The sequence below is a fragment of the Streptomyces sp. NPDC017890 genome, from assembly GCF_044328675.1.
In the GTDB taxonomy this organism is placed as follows: Bacteria; Actinomycetota; Actinomycetes; order Streptomycetales; family Streptomycetaceae; genus Streptomyces.
Map to the genome: position 1 here is coordinate 1 of NZ_JBIRHU010000021.1, position 17,535 is coordinate 17,535.

The following is a 17,535-nucleotide window of genomic DNA, read 5'->3' on the forward strand; positions in this document are numbered from 1 at the left end:
AAACGCCCGGTTACATATCGAACCCGGAAGCTAAGCCTTACAGCGCCGATGGTACTGCAGGGGGGACCCTGTGGGAGAGTAGGACGCCGCCGAACAATCTTTGGAAAGGACCCTTGGTCCCCAGCGTTCAGCTGGGGACCAAGGGTCCTTTTGTTTTTCCAGGGCGCACCGGGTACCCGACTGCGCGAGAATGACTTGCAGTACCGAAGACAGGAGTCACCGATGTCCACCAACTCTCCCGACGACCGACCGGAGCGCGATCAGCGGCGACGGGACAGTGGTGACCGCGGTGACCGGAGCGGTCAGCGCGGGGACCGTGGCGGTTTCCGTCGCGACAACGACCGTGGTGAGCGCGGCGGGTTCCGCCGCGACGACAGTGACCGCGGGCCGCGTCGTGACGACCGTGACCGGGGCGGGGACCGTGGTTTCCGTCGTGATGACCGCGGTGGCGACCGTCCGTCCTTCCGTCGTGATGATCGCGGTGACCGCGGTGGCGACCGCCCGCCCTTCCGTCGTGACGATCGCGGTGACCGCGGTGGCGACCGCCCGCCCTTCCGTCGTGACGATCGCGGTGACCGCGGTGGCGACCGTCCGCCCTTCCGTCGTGATGACCGTGGCGAGCGGGGTGGCTTCGGTCGGCGTGACGACAACCGTGGCGACGACCGCGGTGGGCAGCGCGGCGGCTTCCGGCGTGACGACCGACGGGATGACCGTCGTGAGGACAGCCGTGGTGGTGCGTACGGGCGTCGTGACGACCGTGACCGGGGCGGGGACCGTGGTTTCCGCCGTGATGACCGCGGTGGCGACCGTCCGCCCTTCCGCCGCGATGACCGTGGTGACCGGGGTGGTGACCGCCCGTCCTTCCGTCGTGACGATCGCGGTGACCGCGGTGGCGACCGTCCGCCCTTCCGTCGTGATGACCGTCGGGACGATCGGCGCGACGACCGGGGTGGTGACCGTCCGTCCTTCCGTCGGGACGATCGCGGTGACCGTGGCGGTGACCGTTCCTCCTTCCGTCGCGATGACCGTGGTGACCGTCCGTCCTTCCGTCGCGATGACCGCGGCGAGCGTCCGCCCTTCCGTCGTGATGACCGTCGGGACGATCGGCGCGACGACCGGGGTGGTGACCGTCCGTCCTTGCGTCGGGACGATCGCGGTGACCGTGGCGGTGACCGTCCGTCCTACCGTCGTGACGACAACCGTGGTGAGCGTGGCGGGTTCGGACGGCGTGACGACAGCCGCGGTGGCGACCGTGGCGGTTTCCGCGGCCGGGACGACCGCGGGGGGCGTGGGCCCCGGCGCGACGACCGGGGCGGGCGCCCCGGTGGGTTCCGTGGACGTGACGACCGGCCCGGCGGCGGTGGCCGTTTCCGTGAGGAGCGGGACCGGGACCGGGAGCCGATCAAGCGCCTGCCGATCCCCGAGGAGGTCACGGGCGACGAGATCGACAAGGACGTACGGCAGGAGCTGCAGAGCCTGCCCAAGACGCTCGCGGAGGACGTCGCCAGGAACCTGGTGATGGTCGCCCGGCTTCTCGACGAGGACCCGGAGGCGGCGTACGGCTACTCCAAGGTGGCCCTGCGTCTGGCGTCCCGTGTCGCCGCCGTACGGGAGGCGGGTGGGTTCGCCGCGTACGCCAACCAGAAGTACAGCGAGGCGCTGGCCGAGTTCCGGGCCGCGCGGCGGATGACCGGGTCCGTCGAGCTGTGGCCGGTCATGGCCGACTGCGAGCGCGGGCTCGGCCGGCCGGAGAAGGCGCTGGACATGGCCGGTGCCCCCGAGGTGCACAAGCTGGACAAGGCAGGCCAGGTCGAGATGCGGCTCGTAGCGGCCGGCGCCCGGCGGGACATGGGGCAGCTGGACGCGGCCATCGTGACGCTGCAGAGCCCCGAGCTGGCATCCAGCTCCGTACAGCCGTGGTCCGCCCGCCTGCGGTACGCCTACGCCGACGCCCTGCTGGCCGCCGGCCGGGAACCGGAGGCACGGGAGTGGTTCGCGAAGGCCGTGGAGTCCGACCGGGACGGCAGCACGGACGCCTCCGACCGGCTCGCGGAGCTGGACGGCGTCGAGTTCATGGACGCCCTCGACGAGCACGAGGGTGAGGGCGACGTGGCGGGTCCCGCCGTCGAGGACGAGAACGGCGAGAAGGACTGACGCGTCCGGAACATGACGACGCAGGGGCGGGACCGGCACACGGTCCCGCCCCTCCGTCGTGTCATGTCACAGGTCCAGCGCGCGCAGCACCAGGCCCGAGGCCGGCTTCGGGCCGAAGGACGTCGACTTGCGGGGCATCGTGACGCCCTGCTGGGCCAGGTCGCGGACGACCTCCTCGCGGACCGGGTGCATCAGTACCGCCGTACCGCCGCCGCGTTCCGCCTTCTCGACGGTGGCCGCCGTGTCGTGGATGTAGGAGATGTGGGCCGCGGAGTCGTCGGGGATGTGCCAGACGTGGGCGAGGAGCGTGGCGTGCAGGACGGTGGCGTCCAGGGTGCGCCAGGCCTCCGGGCGGTCGGTGGGGACCGTGCGGGCCAGCAGGCCGGGGTCCGGCCGGTCGACGAGGTGGAAGGCGCCGTCGCCGGCGAGCACGAAGGCGTTGCCCGATGCGGCCGCCTCGGCGAGGGCGTCCATGGACCGGGCCAGTGACGCGTCGAGGCGGCGGACGCGGAAGTGGCCGTCCAGGGCGGCCACGGCGTCACCCACCGGAAGGCCGTGCAGCAGGCGGTGGATGGCGCGGACCCGGAGAGGGTAGCGGGCCGTGTCGACCAGGAGGACCAGGCCGTGGTCCCACGGGCTGGGGGAGGGGTGCTCCGCGCGGAGCGTGCGGTAGGTCGCCCAGCGGTGGTGGCCGTCGGCGATGAGGGCCTGGTGCCGGGCCAGCTCGGACCGGACGCGCGTCAGGTCGTCGGGGTCGGTGACCGACCACAGGCGGTGGCAGAAGCCGTCCTCCGTGGTCGTCGCGAGCAGCGGCGGCCGTGCGGCGGTGCGTTCCACGACGGTGGTCGTGGCCGCCGTGGCGCCGTTGCCGCGGTAGGTGAGGAGCAGGGGCTCGAGGTTCGCCCAGGTGGCCCGCATGAGCGCCGCGCGGTCGGCGACGACGTGCGGCATCACGTCCTCGTGCGGCAGGACGACCTGCTCCGAGGGGTCCGACACGCGTAGGGCGCCGATGATGCCACGTTGCAGCATGCCGTCGCCGTCGCGTTGTTCGTAGACGTACAGGCCCGGCTCGGAGTCGGCGGTCAGTACGCCCTCCGCCAGCCAACGCCGCAGGGTGTGGGCGGCCTGTTCGTTGCGGGCCTCGGGTGTGGCGGCCTGGGGCAGGATCAGGCGGACGATGTTGTGCGGGTCGGCCGACTCGAGGTGGAGCAGGCCGTCGGGGCGGACCACGACGTCGTAGGGCGGGGACGTCACGGCGGCCAGGCTGCCGACCCGGTCGGGGTCGTAGCGGAGACCTCGGAACGGGGTGAGTTCCAGGCCCCGGCGCGCCGTTGCTTCCGGGTGACCTGCAGTGTTCATCCCGGCATCGTACGTGTGTCAGTGGCATGGGGGATGATCGGGGGAAAGCCGTCGAACGAGGAGCGATGCCACATGAGCCGGAGCGTCAGGACGAGGCCCGAGAGCAGTGGGCGGGGCCTGAGCGAGGCGTACGACACGGCGCTGCTCGACCTCGACGGCGTGGTGTACGCCGGGGGGAACGCGATCGCTCACGCGGTCGACTCGCTCGCCGCGGCCCGGGCGGGCGGCATGCGACTGGCGTACGTCACGAACAACGCGCTCCGCACCCCCGACGCCGTGGCCGCGCACCTGACCGAGCTGGGCATACCGACGGGTGCCGACGACGTCATCACGTCGGCGCAGGCGGTGGCCCGGCTGATCGCCGAGCAGGTGCCGTCGGGTGCGCGGGTGCTGGTGATCGGCGGCGAGGGGCTGCGGGTGGCGCTGCGCGAGCGCGGCCTGGAGCCGGTGGAGTCTGCGGAGGACGATCCGGCGGCGGTCGTGCAGGGGTTCGGCGGGCCCGAGCTGCCGTGGGGGCGGTTCGCCGAGGCCTGCTACGCCATCGCGCGCGGCGTGCCCTGGTACGCCTCCAACACCGACCTGACGATCCCGGGCGCCCGGGGAATCGCACCTGGCAACGGCGCGGCGGTGGAGGTCGTCCGGATCGCCACCGGCGCCGATCCGCAGGTCGCGGGGAAGCCGCTGCCGCCCATGCACCGGGAGACGATCCTGCGGACCGGCGCGCAGCGGCCGTTGGTGGTCGGGGACCGGCTGGACACGGACATCGAGGGCGCGTTCAACGGGGAGGTCGACTCGCTGCTCGTCCTGACCGGCGTGACCGACGGGGCGCAGTTGCTGGCCGCGCCGCCGCAGCACCGGCCGACGTATGTGGACGCCGATCTGCGCGGGCTGCTCACCGGGCAGCCGGACGTCACGCAAGACGGAGGCGGGGGCGCTGGATTCCGCTGCGGCGGCTGGACCGCCACGGCCGGCGAGGAGCGGCTCCGGCTGGAGGGCGAGGGCCCGGCTCTGGACGGCTTGCGTGCGCTGTGCGCGGCGGCCTGGACCGCGGGCGGGGAAGCAGGGTGCGAGCTCGACTCGGGAAAGGCGTTGGCGCGACTGGGGTTGTGAGCCGTCGTACGGGGAAGGGGCCCCGCCGCGGGCCGAGCCGGGGATGATCCTCGGGATCGTGATCGATTGGCAGGGTAGGCTAACCTAACTGCGTGTTGGTCGACAGTCCCCCCGAACAGCGCGCGGAGACCGCCCCCGCGCCGCCCCCGAAGCGCCGTGTGCTGCGTGCCGTCGGGCTGCCCGTCTCCGTGGCGGTCCTGGTGCTCATCACGTTGGCGAGCATCGCGATCGGCGCGAAGGACCTGTCCCTGGCGCAGGTCTGGCACGGCCTGTTCCACGACTCGGGCACGTACGGCGACGTAGTCGTGAGCGAGCGGCTGTCGCGGACCGTGCTCGGTCTGCTCGCCGGCGCCGCGCTCGGCCTCGCGGGAGCCGTACTGCAGGCGCTCACCCGTAACCCGCTCGCCGATCCAGGCCTGCTCGGCATCAACGCGGGTGCCTCCGCGGCGGTCGTCACGGCCATCACCTTCCTCGGCGTCACCTCCCTGACCGGGTATGTGTGGTTCGCCTTCGCCGGTGCGGCGGGGGTCGGTGCGCTGGTGTGGTTCCTGGGCGGCAGCCGGGGGGCCACACCGGTGCGGCTGGTGCTGGCCGGCACCGCGATCAGTGCCGCGCTCTTCGGCTACCTCCAGGCCGTGATGATCATGGATGACGCGGCGCTGGGCAGGATGCGCTTCTGGACGGTCGGTTCACTCTCCTCGGCGACGAACGGCACCATCAAGGAGGTGCTGCCGTTCTTCGTGGTGGGTACGGTCCTCGCCCTCGCGCTCTCCCGGCCGCTCAACGCCATGGAGATGGGTGACGACACGGCCAGGGCCCTCGGCGCCAACCTCAACCGCACCCGGGCGCTGTCCATGCTCGCGGCGACCGTGCTGTGCGGGGCCGCGACCGCCGCCTGCGGACCGATCGTGTTCGTCGGACTGATGGTTCCGCACATCGTCCGCTCCTTCACCGGGCCCGACATGCGCTGGATCCTGCCGTACGCAGCGATCCTGTCGCCCGTGCTGCTGCTGGGCGCGGACGTCCTCGGCCGGATCGTCGCACGGCCCTCGGAGCTCCAGGTCGGCATCGTCACCGCAGTCCTGGGCGGGCCCGTCTTCATCTATCTCGTACGACGGCGGAGGACGGCCCAGCTGTGAAGACCGTGAAGGCCGCGAAGACGGCCAGGACCGTGAAGACCGCGAAGACGGCAAGGACCGGGAAGCCCGTGAAGGCCAACCGAGCTCTGCGCAGCCCGGGCGGGCTCTCGTTCCGCCTCGACGTCCGGACCGTGGCCGTCGTCGTCCTGCTGCTGGTCGTCGCGCTCGCCGCGAGCGTGGTGCTGATCGGCACCGGCGACTTCCCGATACCGGCCGGTGACGTGCTGAAGACCCTGGCCGGCGAGGGCAACGCCGGTCAGGAGTTCATCGTCAACGAACTGCGGCTGCCGCGGGTCCTGGTCGGGCTGCTGGTCGGCGCCGCGCTCGGGCTGGGCGGTGCGCTGTTCCAGGCCATCTCGCGCAACCCGCTCGGCAGCCCGGACGTGCTCGGCCTCGGGCAGGGTGCGACGGCCGGCGCCCTCACCATGATCGTCCTGTTCTCAGGCGGCTCCGCCCAGGTCACCGTCGGCGCGCTCGTGGGCGGCCTGGTGACCGGTCTCGCCATCTACCTGCTCGCCTGGAAGCGGGGTGTGCACGGTTACCGGTTGGTCCTGGTCGGTATCGGCATGTCCGCGATCGTCACGGCGGTCAATGGCTACCTGCTCACCCGGGCCGACATCGTCGACGCCTCCCGCGCCGTCGTCTGGATGACCGGTTCCCTCAACGGCCGCGACTGGGGCCAGGTCTGGCCGCTGCTCGGGCTGTGCGCCGTGCTCGTCCCGCTCGTCCTCACCAACGGGCGGGCGCTGCGGATGATGGAGATGGGCGACGACATCTCGTACGCCCTCGGAGTGCGCGTCGAGCGTGTGCGGGCGCTGCTCATGGTGGCGGCCGTGCTGCTCACCGCCGCGGCCACCGCCGCCGCGGGGCCGGTCAGCTTCGTCGCGCTCACCGCGCCGCAGCTCGCCCGGCGCCTGACCCGTTCGCCGGGCCCCAACCTGCTGCCGTCCCTGTGCATGGGCGCCGCCCTGCTGGTCAGCGCCGACTGGATCTCGCAGCGGGCCTTCGGCGCCGACCAGCTGCCCGTCGGCGTGGTCACCGGCGTGCTCGGCGGCGTCTACTTGCTGTGGCTGCTGGTCACCGAGCGCAAGGCCGGCCGGATATGAGCGCCGGCGCCGGCATCCGCAGCGGGCTGAACAACCAAAGGAGCAACGTGAACCGCCTGACCGCTGAGAACGTCACCCTCGCCTACGACCAGCGGGTCATCGCGGAGAAACTGTCGGTGGAGATACCCGACAACTCCTTCACGGTGATCGTCGGACCGAACGCGTGCGGCAAGTCCACCCTGCTGCGGGCCCTGTCGAGGATGCTCAAGCCCACCCGGGGCCGGGTGCTGCTGGACGGGTCGGTCATCCAGTCGATGCCCGCCAAGCAGGTCGCGCGGACCCTCGGCCTGCTGCCGCAGTCGTCCATCGCGCCGGACGGGATCACCGTCGGCGACCTCGTCGGCCGCGGCCGCTACCCGCACCAGGGAATCCTGCGCCAGTGGTCGACCGAGGACGAGCGGGTGGTCCAGGAGGCGATGGCCCAGACCGGCATCTCCGAACTCGCCGACCGCTACGTGGACGAGCTCTCCGGCGGTCAGCGCCAGCGTGTGTGGATCGCCATGGCGCTCGCCCAGCAGACCCCGCTGCTGCTGCTCGACGAGCCGACGACGTACCTGGACATCCAGCACCAGATAGACGTGCTCGACCTGTGCGCGGAACTGCACGAGGAGCAGGGCCGCACGCTCGTGGCCGTCCTGCACGACCTCAACCACGCCGCCCGGTACGCCACCCACCTCATCGCCCTGCGCGCCGGAGAGGTCATCGCGGAGGGCGCGCCGAAGGACATCGTCACGGCCGAACTCGTCGAGCGTGTCTTCGGGCTGAGCTGCCAGGTGATCGACGATCCCGAGACGGGGACGCCGCTGGTGGTGCCGGCCGCACGCAAGGCGCGCGGCGGGGGCAGCGCCAAGCTCGAGAAGGTGGCGGCTACAGAAGCTTCCTGAGGCGGAACAGGTCCCGCAGACCCGCCTCCAGCTTCACCCGGCCCGATCCCCAGGACTTGGCGAAGTTCAGTTCGCCGTCGACCAGGGCCACCAGGTCGTCGCCGGTCATCGCCAGCCTGATCTCGGCCTTCTCGCGCGGCGGCCCCGCAAAGGTCTCGCGCACGTCGATCCGGCCGTCCGCCATGCGTCCGGCGAAGGTGACGTCCAGGTCGGTGATGTGACAGCTCACCGAGCGGTCCAGCTCGGTGGCCGACCGCACGTCCCCTTCGGCGCCCCGCATGTTTTCCGAGAGTTTTTCGAGTGCGGCGCGGCACTCCTCAGTCGTCGCCATCGGGACCGACCGTACCGCAGCGGTACGCGGTAGCGTCGGGGCATGAACGACGCAGTACCGGAGCCCCAGGAGGCGGAGGAGGCGCGCCCCGCGTACGAGCCCGCCGCGCCCGCCCCCCTGGACGTCCCCCGCGCCCCCACCGGGAACGCCGAGGTGGACGCCCGGCTGGCGCGGCTGGCCGACGCCGACCACCTGCCCACGGACGGACACGTCGAGGTGTACGAGGATGTACACCGGGGGCTGCGTGACGCGCTCACCGCGCTCGACGCCCGCCCGGGACCTCCGGTGCCCCCATCGCAACACGAAAACAGGAGCTGAACCGAACGTGGCAGGAGTCGCACGCCGCCGTCTCGACGCGGAGCTGGTCCGCCGCAAGCTGGCGCGCTCGCGCGAGCACGCGAGCCAGCTGATCGCCGCCGGGCGGGTCACCGTCGGCAGGATCGTCGCGACCAAGCCCGCCACGCAGGTGGAGACCGCCGCCGCGATCGTCGTGACCACCGACGACAGCGACCCCGACTACGTCTCGCGCGGCGGCCACAAGCTGGCCGGTGCCCTGTCGGCGTTCGTCCCGCGGGGGCTCGTCGTCGAGGGGCGGCGGGCGCTGGACGCCGGCGCGTCCACCGGGGGTTTCACCGACGTACTGCTGCGGGCGGGCGCCGCGCACGTCGTCGCCGTCGACGTCGGGTACGGACAGCTCGCCTGGATTCTCCGGCAGGATGAACGCGTCACGGTCAAGGACCGTACGAACGTACGCGAGTTGACGCCGGACGCGATCGATGGGGAGCCGGTGGACCTTGTCGTGGGGGATCTGTCCTTCATCCCGCTCGGACTGGTGCTGCCCGCGCTGGTGCGGTGCACCCGGCCGGACGCCGACCTGGTGATGATGGTGAAGCCGCAGTTCGAGGTGGGCAAGGAGCGGCTGGGCAGCGGGGGAGTGGTGCGCAGCCCGCAGCTGCGGGCCGAGGCCGTACGGGGAGTCGCCCAGAAGGCCTGGGAGCTGGGGCTCGGCGTGAAGGGGGTCAGCGCCAGTCCGCTGCCGGGTCCCTCCGGGAACGTCGAGTATTTTCTGTGGCTGCGGGCCGGGGCCGACGAACTGGACCCGGCCGACGTTGACCGCGCAGTGGCGGAGGGGCCGAGTTGACACAGAACCGAGCGCGTACTGTTTTCCTGCTCGCCCACACCGGGCGTCCCGCGGCCATCCGCAGCGCGGAGCTCGTGGTCAAGGGGCTGCTGCACGCCGGGCTCGGCGTGCGCGTCCTGGAGGCCGAGGCGCGCGACCTGCCGCTGCCGGACGAGGTGGAGCTGGCCGGGGAAGCCACCACGCAGTGCCTCGACGGGTGCGAGCTGCTCATCGTGCTGGGCGGTGACGGGACGCTGTTGCGCGGCGCCGAGTTCGCCCGCGCGTCCGGGGTGCCGATGCTCGGTGTCAACCTCGGCCGGGTCGGCTTCCTCGCGGAGGCCGAGCGCGACGACCTCGACAAGGTCGTCGACCGGGTGGTGAGCCGGGCGTACGAGGTCGAGGAGCGGATGACCGTCGACGTCGTCGTGCACCGCAACGGCGACATCGTGCACACCGACTGGGCGCTGAACGAGGCCGCCGTGCAGAAGGCCGGCGCCGAGAAGCTGCTCGAAGTCGTGCTGGAGATCGACGGCCGGCCGGTGACCGGGTTCGGTTGCGACGGCATCGTGCTGTCGACACCGACCGGGTCGACGGCGTACGCCTTCTCGGCCGGCGGGCCGGTGGTGTGGCCCGAGGTCGAGGCGCTGCTGATGGTGCCGATCAGTGCGCACGCGCTGTTCGCGAAGCCGCTGGTGACCTCGCCCGATTCGGTACTGGCGGTGGAGGTGCTGCCGCACGTCCCGCCGGGGGTCCTGTGGTGCGACGGGCGGCGCACGGTGGAGCTGCCGCCGGGGGCGCGGGTCGAGGTACGGCGGGGGGCGGTCCCGGTGCGGTTGGCTCGGTTGCACCATGCATCGTTCACCGACCGGTTGGTCGCGAAGTTCGCGTTGCCGGTATCTGGGTGGCGCGGGGCGCCGCACTAGGCGTGACTCGGCGCGGCGCGCGAATCCCCGCGTCGGCGGGGAGCAACGTATCCGGAACTCGTCGAGTACGGATACGACCGGACCATCCCCCCGACAGCGGGGAGCAGTACTCGTGTAACGAGTGGCCCGTCGGCAGGTGACGCCCTGCGGCTGCCCCGGTCGGGTGGGGTGGCGTCGCACAGCACGGGCGAAACCTCGTATGGTCGGTGCGTGCTTGAGGAGATGCGGATACGGTCGCTCGGAGTCATCGACGACGCCGTTGTCGAGCTGTCGCCCGGGTTCACCGCTGTCACCGGTGAGACGGGTGCCGGCAAGACCATGGTGGTCACCAGCCTGGGGCTGCTGCTGGGCGGACGCGCGGACGCGGCGCTCGTGCGGATCGGCGCCAAGAACGCGGTCGTCGAGGGGCGGATCGCCGTGCCCGGAGGCGCCGCTGTCGCCGTCAGGGCAGAGGAGGCCGGGGCCGAGCTGGACGACGGGGCGCTGCTGATCAGCCGTACCGTGTCCGCCGAAGGGCGGTCGCGCGCGCACCTCGGCGGGCGGTCGGTGCCCGTGGGGGTGCTCGCCGAGCTGGCCGACGAACTGGTGGCCGTGCACGGGCAGACCGACCAGCAGGGGCTGCTCAAACTGTCCCGGCAGCGGCAGGCACTGGACCGGTACGCCGGTGACGCGGTCGCCGGGCCGCTCGCCAAGTACGCCGGGGCCTACCGGCGGCTGCGGGCCGTCGCCACGGAGCTGGAGGAGATCACCACGCGCGCGCGTGAGCGCGCCCAGGAGGCCGATCTGCTGCGCTACGGCCTCGACGAGGTGTCGGCCGTCGAGCCGCGCGCCGGTGAGGACGTGGAGCTGGCTCAGGAGGCGGAGCGGCTGGGTCACGCCGAGGCGCTCGCGTCGGCCGCCACGGCCGCCCACGCGGCTCTGGCGGGGAATCCGGAGGACCCCGAGGGTGTGGACGCGGCGACGCTCGTCGCGGGCGCACAGCGGGCCCTGGACGCCGTACGGTCCTACGACCCGGCGCTGGCCGGGCTCGCCGAGCGGATCGGCGAGGTCGGGATCCTGCTGCGCGACGTGGCCGGGGAGCTCGCCGGATACGCCGACGACCTGGACGCCGACCCGCTGCGCCTGGCGGCCGTCGAGGAGCGGCGGGCCGCGCTCACCGCGCTGACGCGGAAGTACGGCGAGGACGTCGCCGCCGTGCTGACCTGGGCCGAGCAGAGCGCCGCGCGGCTGACCGAGCTGGACGGCGACGACGAGCGGATCGGCGAGCTGACCGCGGAGCGGGACGCGCTCAGGGTGGAGCTGGGCGGGCTGGCGCAGGCACTGACCGACGCGCGGACGGAGGCGGCCGAGCGGTTCGCCGCCGCGGTGACCGCCGAGCTGGCCTCGCTCGCCATGCCTCACGCGCGCGTGTCGTTCGCGATCCGGCAGAGCGACGACCCGGAGGGCGTGGAGGTCGGCGGGCGCACGGTCGCGTACGGGCCGTCGGGTGCCGACGAGGTCGAGCTGCTGCTCGCCCCGCATCCGGGGGCGCCGCCGCGGCCGATCGCCAAGGGTGCGTCCGGCGGTGAGCTGTCGCGCGTGATGCTGGCCGTGGAGGTCGTGTTCGCGGGCACGGACCCGGTGCCGACGTACCTCTTCGACGAGGTCGACGCCGGTGTCGGCGGCAAGGCGGCCGTGGAGATCGGGCGGCGCCTGGCGCGGCTGGCGAAGAGCGCGCAGGTCGTGGTCGTCACGCACCTGCCGCAGGTGGCCGCGTTCGCGGACCGGCAGCTGCTCGTGGAGAAGACCGACGACGGGTCGGTGACCCGGTCCGGCGTGAAGGTGCTGGAGGGCGAGGAGCGGATCCGGGAGCTGTCCCGGATGCTGGCCGGCCAGGAGGACTCGGAGACGGCCCGGGCTCACGCGGAGGAACTGCTCGCGACAGCCAGGGCGGACGAGTAGGGGCGCCGCCCCCGGCGCCCGTAGGGTGGCCGGATGGTCAACCGCAGTCGCCGGACCGGCTCCAAGGTGCTCGCGGGTGTCGTCATCGCCGGAGCCGCGCACTTCGCCAACCTCGTGGACGTACGTCCCGGGCCGGCCGGCGCGTCGGTCCTCGCGCTCGGGGCGCCGGGACCGCTGCGCAAGGGACCCCGAGCGGAGACGGCCGTCGCCATGGGGTCGCCGCGGCCGTACTCCCCGACGACCTCGCCGAGCGCACGATGCCCGGTGACACGGGAGCGCACGCACTGGGCGCGACCCTGGGCGTCGCGACGGCGGCCGGTAACGGACGTGCCGGGCTCGCCGCGCACGCCGTGGCTTTCGTGGCCGCGGCATCGTGCGAGGGAAGGTGAGCGAAACGGCGGCACGCTCACTCGTGTGAGTGAACCGGCCTTGTCCCGTTGCCCCGAAGGCCCCCTTTCGCGAGGGTCGTCGTTCCCGGAACACCCGTACGGCCTGGCATCCTTGACGGAGTGACGCGCGCGGGAACCGCGCGGCGCGCCCTGCCCGCACCGTCCTTCTGTACGTTCTTCGTGACCGCCCCCCCGCTGAACCAGGAGTTCCCGGCCACGTGACCCCCGTGAGCAGCCACTCACCGCACGGCCAGTCGCCGCTGCGCACCGTGCAGGTGCTGGGCGGCGGCAACGCCGGCAGCAGCGCACACGTGCGCTCGCTGGCCGCGGGGCTCGTCGCGCGGGGCGTGAAAGTGACGGTGTGCGCCCCCTCCGATGCGGAACGCACCTACGACTTCACGGGCGCCGGCGCCGGCCACGTGCACGTGCCGCGCAGCAGTGATCCCGTCTCCGTGGCCGCGCTGCGGGCGGTGTGCTCGGACGCCGACCTGGTGCACGCGCACGGGCTGCACGCCTCGTTCCGTGCCGCGCTGGCCCTCGGCGGGCGGCGGATCCGCACTCCGCTCGTCGTCACCTGGCACGACCGGGTACCCGCCGAGGGAGCCCGCGCCCAACTGTTGCGCGTGCTGGAACGCCGGGTGATGAAGGCCGCCACCGTGGTGCTCGGCGCCACCTCGGAGCTGGTCGACCGGGCGCGGAGCACGGGCGCGCGGGACGCCCGGCTCGGCCCCGTCGCGCTCCCAGCGCGCCCGTGCCGGGCGGTCGAGCCCGACGACCCCGACCGCCGGCCCCCGAAGGTCCGGGCCGAACTGGGCGCCATCGGCCGCCCGTTGCTGATCGCCGTCGGCTCCCTGGAGCGGCACCGGGGGTACGACGTCCTGCTCGACGCCGCGCGAGAGTGGCGCGGCCTCGACCCGGTACCCCTGGTCGTCGTCGCCGGGGAAGGGCCCCTGCGCGGTGAGTTGCAGCGGCGGATCGAGAACGAGGGGCTGCCGGTGGTGCTCATCGGCAGCCGCGACGACGTCACCGACCTGCTGGGGGCGGCCGATCTCGCCCTGCTGCCGAGCCGTCGGGAGGCGCGCTCCGTCCTCGCCCAGGAGGCCCTCCACGCGCGTGTGCCGCTCGTCGCGAGCGACGCGGGCGGCATTCCCGAACTCGTCGGCGACGCCGCCGAACTCGTCCCGGCCGGGAACGCGCAGGCCCTCGCGGACGCCGTCGTCCGGCTCCTCGCCGAACCCGGGCGGTGCGAGGAGCTCAGGGACAGGGGCGTACGGCAGGCGGCCACCTGGCCGACCGAGGACGAGACCGTCGCCCAGGTCCTCAGTGTCTACGACGAGTTGACGCAGCCCACGCCACTGCTGTGAGCGCGCTTTGTCAGGGCACGTGCCGACGTGCGCGCAGCGCCAGGCTCAATGCCAGGACGGTGTGCGGGTCGTCGAGGTCCGTGCCCAGCAACTCCCCGATCCTCGCCAGCCGGTTGTACAGCGTCTGCCGATTGAGGTGGAGCTCCCGCGCCGTTTCCGCCTTGCGCCCCGCGTGCGCCAGGTACGTCTGGAGGGTGGGCAACAGGGGCGGCTTGGAGCGGCTGTCGTGGTCGCGGAGGGGGCCGATCGCCCGGTCCACGAAGGCCGAGAGGTCCGGATGGTCGCGCAGCCGCCACAGCAGCAGATCGATGTCGAGGCGCCGGGCGTCGTACCAGGGCCGGTCGGTGAGGCCCTGGGCCGCGGTCGCCGTCTCCGCCGCGTGCCTGAGTCCGGCCGACGCCGCCGCCCAGCCGCCGGCCACCCCGACGACCACGACGGGTGGCCGCGCCCCCGGCTGCCGCATACCGGCCCGTTCCACGCCCGCCCGCAGCGCCGCCGCGACCCGGTCCGCGACAGCAGCCCGCTCCGACTCCGAACGCAGGCCCAGCAGGAGCGGCACCCGCCCCTCCACCGGCCGTACGCCCAGCAGGACCGGCACCCCGACCGAGGCCAGTTCCTCGGCGACCGCGCGCGCCAGCACCGCCCAGCCGCCGCCGGCGGGGGACAGGGTGTCGCCGAGCCGCATCACCACGGGGAGCAGCGGGCCGGCGCCCGGTTTGAAGCCCAGGACGCGCGCCTGAGCCGGGGCGCCCTCCGCGGTGATGCGGCCCTCGGCGAGGTCGGTGAGGAAGTCACCGCGCCCGCGCGCCGCCAGCTCCTCCTCCTGCCGTGCCTGCATCAGCACCACGGCGAGGATGCCGGCCGCCCGCTCCGCCGCCATCCGGTGCACCGGCGCCAGCGGGGACCGTACGGGCAGCAGGACGAGCCGTGCGCGCACCGGCCCGGCGCCGGGGCCGCCGCCGGGCACGTCCACCAGGACCGAGCCCGCCGGGGGCGGGGCGTCCTTGTGCGGGCCGCGCAGCCCCTCCCACACCTGGAGCGGGTCGGCGCCCTCGGGCCCGGAGCCGGCGGCGTACAGCAGGCGGCCGTCGGTGGTCTCCAGGAAGACCGGGTTGTCGCCGAAGCCGGCCAGGATGCCGAGCACCTGGGGCACTCCGCCGCCGCCGAGGAGAGCCTCCGTGCAGCGGCGGTGCACCTCCTCGGCCCGCTGGAGCAGCGCGTAGTGGCCGTTGACGATCTCGGTGTGGATCTCCTCGGTGACCGTCACGAAGGGCACCTCGCGGTGCAGCTGGACCAGCGGCAGCCCGGCAGCACGGGCGGTGTCCACGAGGGTCGCGGGGAGTCTCGTGAAACGCGGGCCGAGTTCCATGACGAGGGCCGCGATGCCGCGCTCGGCGAGGGTGCGGACGAAGGCGCGCTGCTCGGCGGGGCGGGTGCCGAGGCCGTAGCCCGTGGTCAGGAGGAGCTCGCCGCCCTTGAGGAGGGAGGCGATGTTGGGGACCTCACCGGCGTGCACCCAGCGCACGGTGCGGTGCAGGCGGTCGGCGCCGGCGAGGATCTCCGGCAGGCCGCTGCGGAGGCCGGGGAGCTCCAGGGCGCGCTGCACGGTGATCCCCGAGGGCGGGGGTGCGCTGGGGGTGGTCATGCAGCGGACGGTACCCGCGGTGTGGGGGCGGGTACATCCTCGGTGCCCGGTGCCCGGTGCCCGGTGCCCGGTGCCCGGTGCCCGGTGCCAGTGGCGTGTCCGGCGTGGGAGCGGGGCGGGGTGGGTCCGCGCGGCCCGGCGCTCTCGGGGTGCCGCCGCGCCCACCCGTGCCGCCCCTGGGGAAGGCACGACTGCCCGCAGCTGCGCGCGACTGCCCGCAGCTGCGCACGGCTGCCCGCAGCGGGCAGGCCGGTCCGTCAGCCTCCGTACGCCCCGCTCGCCGTCAGGCGCAGCGCCGTGTCGATCAGGGGGACGTGGCTGAAGGCCTGGGGGAAGTTGCCGACCTGGCGCTGCAGGCGGGGGTCCCACTCCTCGGCGAGCAGGCCCAGGTCGTTGCGCAGTGACAGGAGCTTCTCGAAGAGCTTCCTGGCCTCGTCCACCCGGCCGATCATCGCCAGGTCGTCGGCCATCCAGAAGGAGCAGGCGAGGAAGGCGCCCTCGTCGCCGGGCAGGCCGTCGACGCCCTCGTCGCCGCCCTCCGTCGGGTAGCGCAGGATGAAGCCGTCCGACGTGGACAGCTCACGCTGGATGGCCTCGATGGTGCCGATGACCCGCTTGTCGTCGGGTGGCAGGAAGCCCATCTGGGGGATCAGCAGCAGCGAGGCGTCCAGCTCCTGGGAGCCGTAGGACTGGGTGAAGGTGTTGCGTTCCTTGTCGTAGCCCTTCTCGCACACGTCGCGGTGGATGTCGTCGCGCAGCTGCTTCCAGCGCTCCAGCGGACCGTCGGCGTCGCCGGACTCGATCAGCTTGATGGTCCGGTCGACGGCGACCCAGGCCATCACCTTGGAGTGCACGAAGTGGCGGCGCGGGCCGCGCACCTCCCAGATGCCCTCGTCCGGCTCCTGCCAGTGGTCCTCCAGGTAGCGGATCAGCTTGAGCTGGAGCACCGAGGCGTAGTCGTTGCGGGCCAGGCCCGTCATGTGGCCCAGGTGCAGGGCCTCGGTGACCTCGCCGTAGACGTCGAGCTGGAGCTGGTGGGCTGCGCCGTTGCCGACCCGGACGGGCGTGGAGCCCTCGTAGCCGGGCAGCCAGTCCAGCTCGGCCTCGCCCAGCTCGCGCTCACCGGCGATGCCGTACATGATCTGCAGGTTCTCCGGGTCGCCGGCGACCGCGCGCAGCAGCCACTCGCGCCAGGCGCGGGCCTCCTCGCGGTAGCCGGTGCGCAGCAGCGAGGAGAGGGTGATCGCCGCGTCGCGCAGCCAGGTGTAGCGGTAGTCCCAGTTGCGGACGCCGCCGATGTCCTCCGGCAGGGAGGTGGTGGGCGCGGCGACGATGCCGCCGGTGGGCGCGTACGTCAGGGCCTTCAGCGTGATCAGGGAGCGGACCACGGCCTCCCGGTAGGGCCCGTGGTACGTGCAGTGCTCGACCCAGTCGCGCCAGAAGCCCTCGGTGGCCTCCAGGGACTGCTCGGGCTCGGGCAGCGGCGGCGGCTCCTTGTGCGAGGGCTCCCACGAGATGGTGAACGCGATCCGGTCACCCGGGGCGACCGTGAAGTCCGCGTACGTGGTGAGAGCCTTGCCGTAGGTCTCGACCTCCGTGTCGAACCACACGGAGTCGGGGCCGGCGACGGCCACCGTGCGGCCCTCGTGCTTGTGCACCCACGGGACGACGCGGCCGTAGCTGAACCGCATCCGCAGCTCCGAGCGCATCGGCACCCGGCCGGAGACGCCCTCCACGATGCGGATCAGCTGCGGCGCGCCGTCGCGCGGCGGCATGAAATCGGTCACTCGGACCGTGCCGCGCGGGGTGTCCCACTCGGACTCCAGGATCAGCGAGTCGCCGCGGTAGGTCCGCCGGGCCGCGGTGGGCGGCTCGGCGCCGGGGGCGTAGGCGGGGCCCATCCGCCAGAAGCCGTGTTCCCCGGTGCCCAGCAGACCGGCGAAGATGGCATGCGAGTCGAAGCGGGGCAGGCACAGCCAGTCGACTGTGCCGTCCCGGCAGACCAGGGCAGCGGTCTGCATGTCTCCGATGAGTGCGTAGTCTTCGATGCGCCCGGCCACGTGCAACTCC

At 73.2% G+C, this 17,535-nt stretch carries 14 protein-coding genes, 1 rRNA gene and 1 pseudogene; 12 read left to right on the forward strand and 4 right to left on the reverse strand.

The window, feature by feature from the left end:
* Together rrf and ACH4F2_RS26075 are read left to right on the forward strand one after the other, a co-directional pair.
* Window positions 1-95, forward strand: a 5S ribosomal RNA gene (gene rrf, locus ACH4F2_RS26070); the annotation flags it as partial.
* A 1,315-nt stretch (window positions 96-1,410) separates the two neighbouring features.
* Entirely contained in the window at window positions 1,411-2,154 is a 744-nt protein-coding gene (locus tag ACH4F2_RS26075) for a tetratricopeptide repeat protein (protein WP_398135290.1), read from the forward strand.
* 66 nt (window positions 2,155-2,220) lie between these two features.
* Here ACH4F2_RS26075 and ACH4F2_RS26080 read toward each other — a convergent pair whose 3' ends face one another.
* Entirely contained in the window at window positions 2,221-3,513 is a 1,293-nt protein-coding gene (locus tag ACH4F2_RS26080; protein ID WP_398135166.1) for a DUF1015 domain-containing protein, read from the reverse strand.
* Between the two features lie 72 nt (window positions 3,514-3,585).
* On the opposite strand from ACH4F2_RS26080, the gene ACH4F2_RS26085 reads away from it, so the two are divergent.
* From ACH4F2_RS26085 to ACH4F2_RS26100, 4 genes are all read left to right on the forward strand, one after another.
* The gene (locus ACH4F2_RS26085) at window positions 3,586-4,623 is read left to right on the forward strand and encodes an HAD hydrolase-like protein (RefSeq protein ID WP_398135167.1); all 1,038 of its coding nucleotides are present in this window, start codon (window positions 3,586-3,588) and stop codon (window positions 4,621-4,623) included.
* Window positions 4,624-4,715: 92 nt separating this feature from the next.
* Entirely contained in the window at window positions 4,716-5,762 is a 1,047-nt protein-coding gene (locus ACH4F2_RS26090) for a FecCD family ABC transporter permease (RefSeq protein WP_398135168.1), read from the forward strand.
* 68 nt (window positions 5,763-5,830) lie between these two features.
* On the forward strand, window positions 5,831-6,868 hold the full coding sequence (locus ACH4F2_RS26095) for a FecCD family ABC transporter permease (protein ID WP_398135291.1): 1,038 nt from the start codon (window positions 5,831-5,833) through the stop codon (window positions 6,866-6,868).
* Window positions 6,865-7,752 (forward strand): ABC transporter ATP-binding protein, encoded by an 888-nt coding sequence (locus ACH4F2_RS26100; protein ID WP_398135169.1) that lies wholly within the window; start codon window positions 6,865-6,867, stop codon window positions 7,750-7,752. Before ACH4F2_RS26095 ends, ACH4F2_RS26100 begins: the two co-directional genes overlap by 4 nt.
* Here ACH4F2_RS26100 and ACH4F2_RS26105 read toward each other — a convergent pair.
* The gene (locus tag ACH4F2_RS26105) at window positions 7,736-8,083 is read right to left on the reverse strand and encodes a sterol-binding protein (protein ID WP_398135170.1); all 348 of its coding nucleotides are present in this window, start codon (window positions 8,081-8,083) and stop codon (window positions 7,736-7,738) included. The genes ACH4F2_RS26100 and ACH4F2_RS26105 overlap by 17 nt on opposite strands.
* A gap of 42 nt (window positions 8,084-8,125) precedes the next feature.
* Between ACH4F2_RS26105 and ACH4F2_RS26110 the strand changes: the two genes are divergently transcribed.
* From ACH4F2_RS26110 to ACH4F2_RS26135, 6 genes and pseudogenes are all read left to right on the forward strand, one after another.
* Window positions 8,126-8,401: a hypothetical protein gene (locus tag ACH4F2_RS26110; protein WP_398135171.1), complete on the forward strand. Its 276-nt coding sequence runs from the start codon at window positions 8,126-8,128 to the stop codon at window positions 8,399-8,401.
* Between the two features lie 7 nt (window positions 8,402-8,408).
* Window positions 8,409-9,224 (forward strand): hemolysin, encoded by an 816-nt coding sequence (locus tag ACH4F2_RS26115; protein ID WP_398135172.1) that lies wholly within the window; start codon window positions 8,409-8,411, stop codon window positions 9,222-9,224.
* Window positions 9,221-10,126, forward strand: coding sequence for an NAD kinase (locus tag ACH4F2_RS26120; protein WP_398135173.1), 906 nt, complete (start codon window positions 9,221-9,223; stop codon window positions 10,124-10,126). The genes ACH4F2_RS26115 and ACH4F2_RS26120 overlap by 4 nt, the downstream gene beginning before the upstream one ends.
* Window positions 10,127-10,348: 222 nt before the next feature.
* Complete coding sequence (gene recN / locus ACH4F2_RS26125; RefSeq protein ID WP_398135292.1) at window positions 10,349-12,067, forward strand: DNA repair protein RecN; 1,719 nt, start codon at window positions 10,349-10,351, stop codon at window positions 12,065-12,067.
* Between the two features lie 51 nt (window positions 12,068-12,118).
* A pseudogene (locus ACH4F2_RS26130) lies at window positions 12,119-12,456 on the forward strand (hypothetical protein); the annotation flags it as partial.
* A gap of 218 nt (window positions 12,457-12,674) precedes the next feature.
* Entirely contained in the window at window positions 12,675-13,820 is a 1,146-nt protein-coding gene (locus ACH4F2_RS26135) for a glycosyltransferase family 4 protein (RefSeq protein WP_398135174.1), read from the forward strand.
* Between the two features lie 10 nt (window positions 13,821-13,830).
* Here the strand turns inward: ACH4F2_RS26135 and ACH4F2_RS26140 are convergent, their stop codons facing one another.
* A complete protein-coding gene (locus ACH4F2_RS26140) occupies window positions 13,831-15,465 on the reverse strand; it encodes a PucR family transcriptional regulator (RefSeq protein ID WP_398135175.1) in 1,635 nt (544 codons plus the stop codon).
* A 257-nt stretch (window positions 15,466-15,722) separates the two neighbouring features.
* On the reverse strand, window positions 15,723-17,525 hold the full coding sequence (locus ACH4F2_RS26145; RefSeq protein WP_398135293.1) for a glycoside hydrolase family 15 protein: 1,803 nt from the start codon (window positions 17,523-17,525) through the stop codon (window positions 15,723-15,725).
* Window positions 17,526-17,535: the final 10 nt, after the last annotated feature.

Bases quoted from the DNA above. Each gene is read 5' to 3' on its own strand.
- ACH4F2_RS26080 (WP_398135166.1), bottom strand. From the start codon at position 3,513: ATGAACACTGCAGGTCACCCGGAAGCAACGGCGCGCCGGGGCCTGGAA.
- ACH4F2_RS26085 (WP_398135167.1), top strand. From the start codon at position 3,586: ATGAGCCGGAGCGTCAGGACGAGGCCCGAGAGCAGTGGGCGGGGCCTG.
- ACH4F2_RS26100 (WP_398135169.1), top strand. From the start codon at position 6,865: ATGAGCGCCGGCGCCGGCATCCGCAGCGGGCTGAACAACCAAAGGAGC.
- ACH4F2_RS26105 (WP_398135170.1), bottom strand. From the start codon at position 8,083: ATGGCGACGACTGAGGAGTGCCGCGCCGCACTCGAAAAACTCTCGGAA.
- ACH4F2_RS26110 (WP_398135171.1), top strand. From the start codon at position 8,126: ATGAACGACGCAGTACCGGAGCCCCAGGAGGCGGAGGAGGCGCGCCCC.
- recN (WP_398135292.1), top strand. From the start codon at position 10,349: ATGCGGATACGGTCGCTCGGAGTCATCGACGACGCCGTTGTCGAGCTG.
- ACH4F2_RS26140 (WP_398135175.1), bottom strand. From the start codon at position 15,465: ATGACCACCCCCAGCGCACCCCCGCCCTCGGGGATCACCGTGCAGCGC.